The organism is Paenibacillus sp. FSL R7-269 (genome assembly GCF_000517865.1).
Classification (GTDB): Bacteria; Bacillota; Bacilli; order Paenibacillales; family Paenibacillaceae; genus Paenibacillus_AQ.
On record NZ_ASPS01000099.1, the window covers coordinates 16,892 to 31,425 of the forward strand.

The window sequence follows — 14,534 nt, forward strand, 5'->3', positions numbered from 1 at the left end:
TATAGACCGGGAGGCAAGCGAATCATGGGAAAAGAATTAAGAAGAATGCGCTACTTTGACGGGCTCTTCCTGAACGCTGAGGATTACATGCTCGATCAGGAGTTTCACCTGCGCCTGCAGCGGCTGCATAACCGCTATCTGCATACCTGGGGGATTGTCTGCGGGCTCAAGGTACTGCCCTCTGCGAAGCCGGGGGAATCCATGAAGGTGAACATTGCGGAGGGGCTGGCCCTGAATCTGGTGCTGGTCAAGAATGGTGAGAAGTATGAGAGCATCAGCCAGGAAATCCTGATCTATGAGGGGCATCCGGATAATCCGGTCAACCTCTCCGAGTATAACGCCAATGAGAATATCTACATCTGGGTCAGCTATGAAGAGGTGAAGGCCGACTACAGCATCGAGCGTGGACAAGGGGAACAGATCCATATCTGGGAGCGGGGGAAAATCAGGTATGGGACCACCAAGCCTGAGGGGACGGACACGATCCTTCTGGCCCGGGTGGTTCCCCGTACCGATGGGGCGGGAGTGACCATCGACAGTACATGTATATACGATTACGACAGCGATGCGGCCCGGACGCCCTTAAGAACCTATGCCGGTGCCGCCGGCAAGAAGCTGGTCACGGAGAAGCTGGTAATCCCGGTTCAGAGTGAAGACAGCATGGACAGCGCGGGGCTGAGTGAAGCCGTTCTGGCAGCGATGCCGTCCATGTCTACACTGCAGGCTGGCAAAGTGCTGGAGATCAGAGCTCCCGAGACACGCTTCACCGGGGCTATGAGCGTAGCCGGAGCGCTAACGATTGAGGGCGAGCTGATTCTGAAGAGCAAGGACAAGGCCCAGAGCGAGATGCGGATTATGAACAGCTTCGTCGAGGTGAATAGCCCCAACACGGATGATCCGAACTATGTATTTCCCGGTGCGCGTGATGGCGGTCTGGAGGTATACCGGGGCGACGAGGGCAAGCATGATGCGCGGATTGTCTGGGTGGAGGAGGATAAATGCTTCAAGGCCGGGCTTGGCAACGATCTAAAGACCATTGCCTACGGCAACGAGTGGGACAGCCTGATCAAGTCTGAATTCGCTGATCTGCTGCACCGGCACAGTAAGCTGTCTTCGCCATCAGGCCTGAGCTTAGGCTTCACTGGAGCGGGCAAGCTGTACAGTGATGCTGATCTTGCCCTTCAGGATGACAGAATCCTGCTGCTGAAGGGGACGAACCCGGACACGGTTGACCATTCGCATGGCCTGGGCTGGTTCGGCGCCGGGAAGCCCTTCGCTGCGGCAGAGGTAGAGGGTCCGGTGTTATTCGGCGGCAGCGGCGGGGCACTCGGTACTCGGACGGTTAATGCTGATGGCTCCCGCACAGACAAGCAGGCATTATCCTGGAATAAGAACGGCTATGTCGGCATCGGCCCGCAGAAGGTACTGGAGGATTCGCTGGATGTCGAGGGCAGCGTACGCCTGCTCAGCGGCCGGAACCCGCTCCGCTTCACCTCAGCTTGGACGGGCTTTCCCGACAAACAGACGAACGGTGCGGAGATCTGTAACGATACTACAGACTACAAGGCCCTGATGATAGTCGGCAATAACTCTGCCGGGCAGAAGAGAAAGGTCGCTATCTGGGACCGGCTGGATGTGAACGGATTTCTGTATGTGAACGGGACAATGCAGGCCTCCCAGGAGATTATTCCTAGCGCGGGGAACGGGGAGCACAGCGGCATTATATTCCCGGCCAATCCGGGCGGAGGCGGGTATGATCAGGCTTGGATCAAGTACTATCCCCGTACAGGCGAGGATTGCACACTGGAGATCGGTACCTCCAATGACAGGAGTGACCATATCTCTCTGATAGCTTCCGGTAATGTGGGCATCGGCACACTGGAGCCTGCGGACAAGCTGGACGTGGCAGGGGAAATGCGTATTCTGAGCGGGCAGAATCCGGTTCGCTTCACCTCTGGATGGACAGGCTTCACGGGTCAATCACCCAAGAATGCCGAGATCAGTAACGATACCACGAACTACAATTCATTGATGATCGCGGGTAACGGGATGTCGGGAGTCCGCAGAGTCTCCATCTGGGACAATCTCGATGTCAATGGCTCCCTGCAGGTGAAGGGGGGCGCCTATATTGGCGGTGATCTTGAGATCAAAGGCAGTATCAAGACAGACGTATTTAACTTCGCCGGCAAATTCAAAAAGCTGGATGTGGCTGAGGAATTCGCCGCCACTGTACGCTGCGCTGATTTCTGCATCGGTTATCCCGGACGCCGGGGGGCTCCCGGCCGGGCGCTAGTTGATAATGGCAGCCATCTGGTGCTCAATTACGGCAACGACTGGTCTTATGCTTCTGTCCACAGTAGCCTGGAAGTGAGAAATGCCCTGATCCCGAGCGCGGGCAGCGGCAACAACGGGATTATCTTCCCGTCCGATCCCGGCGGAGGCAGCGGCGACTCGGCCTGGATCAAGTACTATCCGACCAGCGGGGAGAACTGCGTGCTGGACATCGGAGTCTCTAATGATGCCGGCGACCGCATCTATCTTCATGCCAGCGGCGGGGTCTATGCCAACGGCAGCATGTACTGGTGGTCCTCGCGCGAGCTGAAGGACAATATTGCGGATATTCCGGTCAAGGAAGCGAAGCAGCTGCTGGACGGGCTAAATCCGGTCTCTTTTAAATACAAAGGAGGCACCAAGCAAAAGACCCTCGGCTTCATTGCGGAAGAAGTACCTGCTGTTCTGGCCGATCCGGATCAGCGGGCGATCAGCGGGATGGATATCATTGCCGTTCTGACCAGCGTCATGAAGGATCAGCAGAAGGCAATTACAAGAATGCAAAAACAAATCGACACCCTGCAGGGTGCCTAAACCTTAGGAGGATGAACTTATGAAAGAACAATTGGAAGCACGTATGAATGAACTGAAGGCAGAGCTGGAATCCGGGCGGCAGATGATCCAGGAGCTGGACGAGAAGCGTACCAATCTGGGATATACCCTGACACGCATCAGCGGGGCCATACAGGTGCTGGAGGAGCTGGCTGCCGCTGAAGAGGAGTCCGTTCAGGCCTAAGCAAGCTGTAACTATGAAGAGCCGGGAGGAGTGGGATTGTGCCAAAGGATATGAAACGCATGAATTATTTCAACGGGCTGCTGCTGAAGGAAGAGGATCTGACGCTGGATCAGAATTACCATAAGCGTGTGCGGCAGCTGCATAACCGTCATTTCCATGATTGGGGAGTCGTGGATGGGCTTAAGGTCACCATGCGGGACGGGATAACCATTGAGATTGCTCCGGGCTTTGCTCTCAACCGTGTCACCGACCCGGAGCACAATGAGGAGATCAGCCAGGAAATTATGGTCAGTGACGCTCACCCTAATCGGGTGATTAACCTCTCGGGGTACAGCACTTCGGATCAGATCTATATTTACATCAGCTATCAGGAAGAGCTGACGGATAAAGATCTGCTCAAGGGAGGAAATAATCCCATCCATGTGCTGGAGCAGGCCAAAATAGAAGTAAGCTCCCGGAAGCCCGCAGATGTACACCAGAATATCCTGCTGGCCCGGGTGAATCTGAAGCATTCCCAGGACGGGTCCTTAACAATCGGCGGGATCTATGAGACGGATGTTGACGGGTCTCAGCTGGTGACGAAGGCCGCAGGCGGGACGGTGCTTAAGGCGGATCAGATCATTATCGGCAAAGAGAAGAAGCCTGAGACGCCTTTCCTCAGCAATTCGAAGGACCTCGATGGCGAGGAAGGGAGCCGGCTTAATGTTCACGCTGTGCTGACAGAGTTCACGGGTGACATCAAGGCGGGGGCCATCAGCACTTATGGATCAGTGGATATAGATGGCACGTTATCTGTAACCTCGGGCAGCGCAGCGGTGTTCAAGGTGAATGAGTCCGGCGATCTGGAGGTCTCCGGCGCATCGACCATGGAGGGGCCCTTCTCCGCGAAGCAAGGGATTGAAGTCAGCGGTGGGATGGCGATGCTGGATGTTCCCCAGGTTATCATTGGCGGCAGCAAAGTCACCCTGAATCAGAATGTGGCTGAAGATGACCGGATGGGCATCGAGATCCTGCGCAAGGATCATTCCAGCGCCAAGCTGCAATGGGATGAGAAGAATAAGAGCTGGATGATTGGAACCGAAGTGCAGGCAGGTGACGACGCCAGCGGAATGTCCAAGGTGGCTTATGGCGCAGACTGGGAGCAGCTGCATCACGGTGCGAATGCGGATAGTCTGCATAGCCACAGCCAGCTGAAGGCTGCGGATGGCAAGCCGTCACTTCGCACGGACAACGAGGGGACGGTCCTAGTTGACCGGGGGATGAGCGTATCCGGGACGCTGGTATCCCAGAAGGATGGCCTGGAGGTCTTCCGGGGAGCCACGCTGCCCAATGCCAAGATAGCCTGGAATGAAGCTGTGAAATCCTGGCAGACCGGCACCGCTAACGGGGATATGACCAATATTCCTGACGGGAAGCAGTGGGAGGAGCTGACTGGCGGCAACAGGAATGCAGATGCTCTGCATACCCACAGGCAGTTCCATAATGAAGACAAGAGCCTGCTTGCGCTGGAGATCGGTGCGGACGGCAATGTGAATATCCCCCATGAGCTGATGGTCGGCGAGACTCTGACCGTGAACAAGCTGATCGTCCGGGAAGAAGAGGTGGTCATCCGGAAGGTTGAGCAGGAGGTAGCAGACAGCTTCCTTACGGTCAATAAGGCGGAAGACCACTCAGTTCTGGGTAACAAGGGAGGGCTGGATGTCTACCGGGGCAGTCAGCTTCCGGCAGCACGCATGGAGTGGAACGAAGCAGACCGCAAGTGGAGAATCGGGCTTGAAGGCAGCATGTCCGACATTCCCTACGGGAACAAATGGGACACGCTGACCAGCGGGTCCGTGGCGGATGCTTCCCACAAGCACAGCACACTGAGTACACCGTCCGGCGGAACGATTCTCTCGGCAGACGGACAGGGACGGCTGTCGGCATCCGGGAATATGGAGCTCGGCGGTACGCTGCTGGCCAAGGGCAGTACAACGCTGAAGTCGGACCTGAGTGTCGGAGGATCGGCCACGATTGAAGGTAATCTGACGGTCAAGGGCACCACTACTTTCGTCAAAAAGGAAGATCTGGTGGTGGTCAGCAACCGGATTGAACTTAATAAATTCGAGGGGAACAGTTCCTCCCTGAAACAGAGCAGTATTGAGGTCTACCGGGGCAAGCTGAACCCGAGCGCCAAGCTGCTCTGGGACGAGACGGATGGCAGATGGAAGCTGGGACTCGGCGATGAACTGTCCAATATAGCCTACGGAAGTAATTGGGATGCGTTGACCGGAGGGGTCAGCTCGGATGCCGATGGATTGCACCGGCACAATTCCCTGAGCGATAGCGCGGGCAATACGGCTGTCCAGGTTACAGCAGATGGTGATTTTGAAATGATCAATGATGCTGAGGTACAGGGCTCCCTGACCGTCAATAACGGGGTGGAAGTCAGCGGCGGTCTGGCGGTTCAGGGTCTGGTTAAGGTAGACGGCAACCTGATCGTCAAAGGCACCACGACCACGCTTAACCGTGAGGATCTGGTCGTCACCAATAACGTCATTGAGATCAACAAATTCGCAGGGGATACCCCGCCAGCCGCCGAGAGCGGCATCGAAGTGTTCCGGGGCGAATCGCAGCCGCCTGCCCGGATGTTCTGGAACGAAAGCGAGCGGAAGTGGAAGGTGGGTATCGGAAATTCGCTGGAGAATGTCGCCAGCGGCAGCTCCTGGGACAAGCTGACACAGATGGCGAGTGCGGATGCTCTTCATCTTCATAGCCAGCTGTACAATCCGAAGAGTGACATTCTGGCACTGAGCGCCAGCGCCGAAGGGGATGTGGATATTCACCATGACTTGACGGTGGGCAGCAATCTGACGGTAGCCGGAGAGCTGGAGATCCGGGGGACCTCGGCCAAAATTGCCACGGATGAGCTAGATATCGGCAGTCCCTGGATTACCCTTAATAAGGATGCTGGAACAGTCAAGTCTCTTGCAGGCGGCGGACTGGAGATCTATCGCGGCCCGGATCAGAATCCGGTCAAGCTTGCCTGGGATGAGGTCAAGGACCAGTGGCAGCTGGCAACACCTGCGGATAGTGCGGCGGTTGTAGTCGATTCATCCGGCAATATCCAAGCCTCCGGTGCAGTGAAGGCTGCGGGTGCTGCAATTACAGGAGCAGTCACTGCCGCCAGCGCGGCAATTGCAGGAACAGTGACGGTCGGAGACGGCATTGAGGTGCTGCAAGGCACCGAGACTAACGCGCAGATCAAGTGGGCCAAGGACCGCTGGAAGCTGGGCACTGCCGGCAGAACGGTACTCAGCCTGACCCGCAGCGGCAAAATGGGTGTGGGCACGGATAATCCGACTGAAGTGCTGGATGTGGCAGGCAAGGCGGTCTTCCGGACGGAGACAGAGGTCTCTGGCGCGGCATCCTTCTCAGGTAAGCTGACTGCTCATAGTGATGCTGTATTCGAAGGCACGGCTTCTTTTAACAAAGGGATAAATGCGGCGGGTGCCGTGATTAGCAATCATGCGGTGGTGTCCGGGAATGTGACTGCCGGAGGGTTCGAAGCTCCTCGCGGTCTGAATAAAGATGGAATTCTCCTACCGAATGCCCGGATCTACTGGAATAATGAGCTGAATTCCTGGTTCTATGGCGATGGGGAGAAGTTCGCTGAGTTCGGCACCGGGAAGGGCGGCCAGCATCAGCTGTTCAATCCGCTAGGCAATGCGGTTACCTTGTCTTCGGATGCAAAGGGTTATATCGGCATCGGAACTACGGCCCCGCTGGCCCTGTTAGATGTTAGAGCAACTGGCGGAGACAGCTTGTTCAGTGTTACCAAAAACGGAGAGGTCGGCATCGGAACCTTAAGCCCTGACCCTAAGTCCAAGCTTGATGTTCAAGGCAATACAGTAATCCGTGGGGAGCTTAGTGCAGTCAGCGCCTCCATCTCCAAGGATCTGACCGTGAACGGGAATCTGACGGTGAATGGCGATGTTGTGACGATCAATGCGGCTCAGCTTGAGGTTGAGGACAACATTATAAGAGTTAACAAATATGACCCTAAGAGTGATCACATTGTCCAAAATGCCGGTCTGGAGGTATTCCGCGGCGGCAGCGCTCTTCCAGCCCAGCTGCTATGGGATGAGACTGCAGATGAATGGCTGGCCGGAGTTTCAGATACCCTGAAGACCATAGAATTCAAGGGACATATCCACCCCGAGTATGCTGCTCTGGCGGAGGCGATCACTGTTGATGGAGGCAATGTCGGGATTGGTACGGATGCCCGGGCCGCTAAGCTGGAGGTCAAAGGGAATGCCGTGGTCAGCGGATCATTGACGGTCACAGAGGCTTCATTAAGCGGTGGCTTGGCAGCAGCAAGTGCAAAGATCAGCGGCCTGGCTGCACTTAAGGAGGTCACCGTCAGCGGAGGTTTCACCGCTCAGGATGCTGCCATCACTGGCGATCTTACGCTCAGTAAGGGAATTGCAGTGGACAGAGGAACGGATCAGAAGGCACAGCTACTCTGGGATGAAGCCCAGGATGTCTGGACGGCGGGAATTGCAGGAAGCATGAAGCAGCTCTCCTACAGCGGCCATACACACCAAGAGCTGTCCGAACTGACAGGGGTGCTGAAGATCGCCTCCGGGAATGTCGGAATCGGCACCGCAGCGCCAACGTCCAAGCTTGAGGTGAACGGCAATGCGGCGGTATCCGGCCGTATGACCGTTACAGACGCAGCAGTCAGCGGCATGTTAACGGCTGCGGATACCGAATTTAGCGGAATGCTCCGCACGAAGGATGCTGATGTTACGGGCAGCCTTACGCTTAGCCGGGGGATTGATGTGGGTAGGGGTACAGGTGCCAAGGCACAGATTGTATGGAACGAAGCGATGGCTGAATGGCAACTGGGACTTGCAGGCAGCCTGAAACAGCTCTCGTACAGCGGTCATACGCATAAGGAGCTTACAGATCTGAACGCTGTGCTTAAGGTGGCTTCCGGCAATATCGGAATCGGCACCGCTGCACCGGCCGCCAAGCTGGATGTGAACGGTAATGCGGCGGTATCCGGGAAGTTAACCGTCACTGATGCTGTTGTGAACGGATCGTTATCCGTGAAGAACGCAGTGATCGATACATTACTAAAGGCAGCGGATACCGAAATTACAGGAATGTTCACGGCGAAGGACGCCGCCTTCACAGGCACATTGTCAGCAAAGGAACTGAAGCTCAGTGATACACTGACAGTGAAGGATGCCAAGATCAGCGGCAGCCTGACGGTTACCCGGGGGATCGAGCTTGACCGGGGCAAGGATAAGAAGGCACAGATTCTCTGGGATACTACGGCAAACGCATGGCAGGCGGGCATTGAGGGAAGTATGCAGAAGCTGGTCTGCCAGGATTCCGTCTATGATCAACTTGTCCAGGTGGCGGGCGCATTAACGCTAGATTCCAGCAGCAATGTCGGGATTGGCAAAGCGCCAGCAGATAACTACAAGCTGGATGTGAACGGCAACCTGCGGGCAACGAACTTCGCGCAGACCTCCTCCCGGACCTACAAGGAGAACATTGCCAGCCTGCCGGTGAAGAAGGCGCTGGAGCTGCTGAACAAGCTGAAGCCGGTGACCTTCAACTACAAGACGGAGAACGGCAAGCAGCAGAATATCGGCTTCATCGCCGAGGATGTGCCACAGATTTTCTCTACTGCGGATCACAAGTCTGTAGTATTGATGGACATTATCGGCGTACTGACTACGGTGGTTCAGAAGCAGCAGAAGGAAGCTCAAGACATGCGTAAGCAGGTAAATGAGCTCAAGGTTCAGGTTACGGCCTTGGCCGGCGCTTAATGGCAACAACTCCTCAGCACATAAGGTAACAAAACAGCTCCTGCCGCAAATATGCAGCAGGAGCTGTTTTGTTAGGCAGAGTACCATAGTCATTTCTTGCTGCATGCCATCCACCGGAATGTCTTTCGCTTCTGCAGTCCAGACGGCAATTTGCGGGCAAATCTGACAGAGGCTGTCAGTGAAGTTCATTCACCATCGTTCCTATAATGTCTGCTAATCTCACAGGCCAATTCCTGTATCTGTTCCTTGAGCTCCAGAGGCTCATGAATACGTATGGAAGTGCCGAAGCTCAACAGATATTTGGGAAGGTATTTATTCATAGAGGGTACATCCAGCAGGAACCTCGCCTCCCGGTCCGTCCGCTCCGTCAGGTAGTGCCGCAGATGCCAGTTGCCGCATAGCTTGTTCAGCGCATCCGGCGCTCCTTCGATACGGATCACGAGCAGAGGGGCGTTATCTTCCGGCTCCGGCTCCAGCTGGCTGCGGAAATAGTCAGATACCAAGAAGGGCTCCGGCTTAGGGAAGCTGGCTTCCGTTAACGCAAGCTTGACAATGCGGTCCACACGATAGGTCCGCATGGCCTGTGACCGGTGACAGAACCCAACCATATACCATTCCGAACGGTCGTAAGCCAGACCATACGGATCGACTACGCGCTCCTCGTTCTGTGCTGCATTCACTTTCCGGTAGGTGAGGTGAACCGTCTGGCCCGCCTTCACAGCCTGCTCCAGCTCCCGCAGCAAAGGGACGACTGAAGGGGAACGGGACGGAGCGATCACATCGAGAATGCCTGTGTGCAGCGACAGGTCTTGTCGCTGTTCATCGTGCAGTCCGTTCTCTACCTTTTTGAGTGCGTTTTCCAGCTCCAGGGCGAAGGGATAGCCAGCGCTTTGCGCGAATTTATAGGCATCGAGCAGCGCTCTCAGCTCCATGGAGCTGAAGAACAGGGGCGTCTCACTGAAGCTCTCCAGAATATGTACCCCGCCGTCATGCCCCGATTCGGCGACTACCGGCACCCCACTGGCACATAAGGCATCGATATACCGGTACACCGTGCGGACACTGATCTCTAGCTGATCTGCAATCTGAGCGGCAGTAAGCTTCTTGCCGGACCTCAGCATCCACAGCATTGCGAGCATATTATCCCATTTGGCCATCGGGTTATTCTCTCCTAAGTTCTCAATTCGTTAACGGTTGAGTCGTGTATTTTCCTTATATTTCTCGCTGAAACGGTGCCGTCCCTAAAAGGACAGTAAAGCCGTTTCTGCTTAGTCTACCATTTAGTATTCGGCTGTACCATCTGTAATATGCTATGATAGGAAATATGGTATTTTCTGAGAAATGAAGGGGGTACGTTATGATTACATTTAAAAAGCTCATGCAGATCATTGGAATTAGTATTCTTGTCACGAGCGTGGCTCATTCTCCTGCCCCCGCTGTTGCTGCCTCCGGTACAACTCAGTCCGCCACTGCTGGGGCACCCGCGATCCAGGTCTATCTGAACAAAGAGCAGATTACTTCAACCGCTGGGGGCGCTACGCTAATCAACAATACAGTCATGCTCTCGCTGGATAAGCTGTATGTGAGAGGGGCGACTATTACATATGACGAGCATTCCAGAATGCTCACCATTCAGAATCTGCTCACGCAGGGCAGCATGAAGATCGGCAGCACTCACGCTTCTGTCAACGGGAAGCAGATCACCTATTCCGCTGCCTTCCAGCAGGTGAATAAGCAGCTCTATATCCCTCTACGCTTCGTGAATGATGCGATTGGCGGGTCACTGGAGTGGGATGCCGTCCACCGTGAAGCGTACATCAGCTATCCTGAATTCGCCGGTGAAGGCCTGACTAACAAGAACGCATATTTCTTGAATGGGGTAGACGGCACCTTGTACAAAAGAGATATCACGGGTAAGGTTCATACGGTGGGAGCTTCTACAGCAAAGCTTGATCCATATTATATTGCAGGCACCCGGATTACTGCCGAGAAGATATCTGATGATGCCGACTTGGTGACCATTCAATATAGCAGCGGGGAGCCATCCATAAACCTGACCGTATACAATCTGTTCGTGAGAAAAGGGGTTATCCTGCGCCAATCTAAAGCGAATTACTGGCAGTTCTCCCCTGAGGATATCAAGATCTATGAAGGAAATGCCGTGATGAATGACGGTCATTCTGTTCGCTTAATCGCCCCGGATGGTTCCGTCAAGCAGATCTGGAATCACTCCAAGCTGGCAGGGACACCAGAAGCAACCTATACTATCGAAGGGATAAGCGGCAATATTCTGATTGTCCGTTCTTCACAAGACGGCATACTTACTCTAATTGATACAGTAGCTAAGCAGGCGGTTGTTCTTTATGAGGAATTCGGTATCGATCCTACAGAGCTGGCCGGGTTCACATATGACGGAATTCAGTTCACCGGAGTAAGTGCAGATCGGTCTGAATTACAGTTTATGTTCACCAATAACAAGAAGGCGAGCAGCGTATTTACGTATCGGTTGGAGACTTAGTGCTTATATTATCGGTACGGGAAGATTCCAAGTGATCCATCCAGAACTCCTTCAGATAGCCGATAAAAGTATGGGTTGCTTTGGTGATGTAACGGTCTGCCCGGTAGATTAAGCTGAGCTTGCGGATGGGCGGCGAATCCAGGATGGGAATGGAGCGGAGACCGCTGTTCTTTATTGCGTCCATGAGACTGCCCGGCTGCACGGTACCGCCAATTCCGGCCTGCACCAGCTGGATCAGCGAGGTGGCCGATCCGGTCTCCATAATCGGTTCCAGCGCGAAGCCGGCTTCCCGGCAGGTGTTCTCGACCAGCTCTCTGCCGATAAAAGTCCGCGGGTACATCACAAGCTGGATACTCTGAAGCTCAGACAGCTCGATATGGCTCTTGGCAGCGTAAGGGTGATCCCCCCGGACAATCAGATGATACGGCTCCCAGCCCAGATCCACCTTGGTTAACAGTTCATCGCGCGGCCCCTGGAGACAGATCCCGATGTCCAGCTTGTTATCCAGCACCTCCTGTTGAATGACCGTCGAGGCGAATACCTGAAGCCGTATATTTGGATAATCCTCGTGGAATTTAACCAGCAGCGGTGTTAACTGGTAATCAAGGTCGGAAGGCAGCAGCCCGAGCCGGATGGTGCCGCGGTTGTCTAGACGCAGTTCATCCATGGCCGCCTTGGCGTTGTGTTCATTCTGTACCATCTGGACTGCGTACTCCTTCAGGAGTGCACCAGCCTCGGTAAGGGCAATTCTTTTGCCGATCCGGTCGAAGAGGGGGAGCCCCAGCTCACCTTCCAGCACCTTGATCTGCTGGCTTAACGTGGGTTGGCTGATTCCCAGCTTCTCAGCGGCCCGTGTGAAATGCAGTTCTTGACACACAGCCAGAAAATAATGCAAATGGCGGGTTTCCAAATGAATCACTCCGTTCAGAGAATAATCATAGTTATATACTATTATAATAATAGAAATAATAGTATTGAACAATGTATGGCGCATATTTATACTCGAGCTATACAAGAATGACACAAATTATACTACTTGGAGTTGATATCGTTGCCTTTCCTGTTATTATTCATCGCCCTACTGGCTGCCTCATTAAATATGCGTCCGGTTATTACGTCCGTCTCTCCGCTGCTTAGCAATATTCAGGGGGACCTGGCAATGAGCAGCCTGCAGGCGAGTCTGCTGACTACGCTGCCTGTTCTGTGTATGGGCCTGTTCGCACCGGTTGCAGTGAGCATCAGCCGCCGTTTCGGAATGGAACGTACAATCTTTGCATCCATGGTGCTCATCGGGGCGGCAACTGCCGCGCGGGGCGTGTTATCCTCGGCCTCTGGGCTCATTCTGACCGCACTCGCAGCAGGTGTGGGAATCGGAATCGCCGGTCCGCTGTTGTCAGGCTTCATTAAGCGTTATTTCCCAGGGCATACTGCTATGGTAAGTGTGTATTCTGCCGCGTTGGTGCTGGGCGCATCGCTGGCGGCAGGGCTGTCTGTTCCCTTGTTCACCTGGTTGGACAGTTCCTGGCAGCTGTCGCTGGCAGTATGGGCGGTACTCTCCCTGGCAGCTCTCCCGGCTTGGTGGAGAATTACAGCAAAGTCGCTGCAGCCGGAGGCTCAGAGTGTGCACGCCAAGCTGCCCGTGGCGAACAAGCGGGCCTGGCTGCTGACCGTATTTTTCGGCCTGATGGCCAGTGTCTTCTATTCGCTGACAGCTTGGCTGGCCCCGATATCCATGTCTATGGGCTACAGCCGTCATGATGCGGGTAACCTGCTCACATTGTTCACCCTGATTCAGATTCCGGTAAGTATTCTGGTGCCAATCCTTACGTCCAGATTCCAGCGGCGCACCTTATGGCTGGTGCTGTGCAGTCTGTTCGAGCTAAGCGGACTGCTGTTGCTCCTCGGATCAGGCTCTCCATTCCTGAGTGCAGTCCTGCTCGGGATCGGTGCCGGAGGATTGTTCCCGCTGGCGCTCATGCTGCCGCTGCTCATGACGCAGCGGGCGGAAGAGGCCAGCGCCTGGTCCTCACTGAGCCAGGGCGGCGGCTATATTCTCGGAGCCTTGGGTCCCCTTGCAGTAGGCCGCATCCTGGATGCTTCGGGTTCATTCCGGCTTGCCCTGACCGGCCTGGCTGTGGTCACTGTGCTTATGATCGCGGTACAGCTCATGATCGGCAGAAGCTCCCGTGAAGGGCAACGCGCTAAGGAACAGTTAAATTGAGGGTGTGGACTTCCTGATCCATATGCCTGCACGGCAACCTGTATTTAGCTTCCGGTCTTCGCATAAGGCAGAACAACAACCGTTTCGTACTTCCCGGGCTTGACCGTCGTTCTCAGATGCCCGCCGTATTTGCCCGTAACCTGCTGAATAGTACTTAAGCCGATTCCGTGCAGCTCCGGATGGGCCCGGCGGCATGGCGCTGCTGTGCTGGCGGGGGCGGCCATGGAGTTGCCGATATAGATAACGAGGGCATTGTTGTTCGCATGGATATGAAGCTGAATGGATCTGTTCTCAGCCGGCCGGACCTGTCTCGCAGCATCTATGGCATTATCCAGAAGGTTGCCAAGTAATATACACAGATCATAGCGTTCAATGTTAACAGGTGCACCGGTGAGCTGTACCTTATGCTGCATGGCAATATCCAGGCAAGAGGCGTGGTGAAGCGCATGGCTGACCAAGGCATCCACCGCCAGGTTGCCGGTAGTGATGGTGTTGCAGGAAGCCTCGATCTGGTGCAGAATTCCGTTAATATGATCTGCGCCTTTTGCCGCATGGCCTGCTTCAATACAGGTGCGTATGTATACCAATTGCTTATTCATATCAAGAATGATTCGCTTGATGTCCATGAAGGAATGTAAGGTATCCTGATAGCTGAGCTCCTGGGCTTCGAGCTGTCTGTGCAGACGGCTCAGCAGTTCCGCAATATCGGCAAATATTTTCGCGGCAAAAGTGTTGTGCTCATCTCGCACCGGATCGGAATTGCCAAGCTCGCCGACCGGATCATATTTATGAAGCAGGGGGAGATCGTGGAAACGGGCACCCATGCCGAGCTGATGCAGCAACAGGGTGAATATTGCAGCTTCTTCAGGGGTCAGGCCAAATGGTATGATACGGGAGATCAAG

At 54.7% G+C, this 14,534-nt stretch carries 8 protein-coding genes; 5 read left to right on the forward strand and 3 right to left on the reverse strand.

Translation table 11 applies throughout. The features are described 5' to 3' along the window. Window positions 1–24 precede the first annotated feature (24 nt). Genes C162_RS30040 through C162_RS30050 form a run of 3 tightly spaced genes read left to right on the forward strand, consistent with a single transcriptional unit; the run spans window position 25 to window position 8,892 of the window. Window positions 25–2,865, forward strand: a complete 2,841-nt coding sequence (locus tag C162_RS30040; protein WP_036701068.1) for a tail fiber domain-containing protein — start codon at window positions 25–27, stop codon at window positions 2,863–2,865. A gap of 19 nt (window positions 2,866–2,884) precedes the next feature. Beyond that, window positions 2,885–3,067 carry a hypothetical protein gene (locus tag C162_RS30045; RefSeq protein ID WP_036701070.1) on the forward strand — a complete coding sequence of 61 codons (183 nt, stop codon included), beginning with the start codon at window positions 2,885–2,887 and terminating at the stop codon, window positions 3,065–3,067. A 38-nt stretch (window positions 3,068–3,105) separates the two neighbouring features. Continuing rightward, window positions 3,106–8,892, forward strand: a complete 5,787-nt coding sequence (locus C162_RS30050) for a tail fiber domain-containing protein (protein ID WP_036701072.1) — start codon at window positions 3,106–3,108, stop codon at window positions 8,890–8,892. 185 nt (window positions 8,893–9,077) lie between these two features. Here C162_RS30050 and C162_RS30055 read toward each other — a convergent pair whose 3' ends face one another. Further along, a complete protein-coding gene (locus tag C162_RS30055) occupies window positions 9,078–10,049 on the reverse strand; it encodes a helix-turn-helix transcriptional regulator (RefSeq protein WP_036701074.1) in 972 nt (323 codons plus the stop codon). A gap of 200 nt (window positions 10,050–10,249) precedes the next feature. Between C162_RS30055 and C162_RS30060 the strand changes: the two genes are divergently transcribed. Beyond that, complete coding sequence (locus C162_RS30060) at window positions 10,250–11,410, forward strand: copper amine oxidase N-terminal domain-containing protein (RefSeq protein WP_036701075.1); 1,161 nt, start codon at window positions 10,250–10,252, stop codon at window positions 11,408–11,410. Here the strand turns inward: C162_RS30060 and C162_RS30065 are convergent. Beyond that, a complete protein-coding gene (locus C162_RS30065; protein WP_327196400.1) occupies window positions 11,388–12,329 on the reverse strand; it encodes a LysR family transcriptional regulator in 942 nt (313 codons plus the stop codon). The genes C162_RS30060 and C162_RS30065 overlap by 23 nt on opposite strands. Before the next feature lie 132 nt (window positions 12,330–12,461). Between C162_RS30065 and C162_RS30070 the strand changes: the two genes are divergently transcribed. After that, on the forward strand, window positions 12,462–13,631 hold the full coding sequence (locus C162_RS30070; protein WP_036701076.1) for an MFS transporter: 1,170 nt from the start codon (window positions 12,462–12,464) through the stop codon (window positions 13,629–13,631). Window positions 13,632–13,675: 44 nt separating this feature from the next. Here C162_RS30070 and C162_RS30075 read toward each other — a convergent pair whose 3' ends face one another. Next, window positions 13,676–14,533, reverse strand: a complete 858-nt coding sequence (locus tag C162_RS30075) for an ATP-binding protein (protein WP_036701078.1) — start codon at window positions 14,531–14,533, stop codon at window positions 13,676–13,678. Window position 14,534 lies beyond the last annotated feature (1 nt).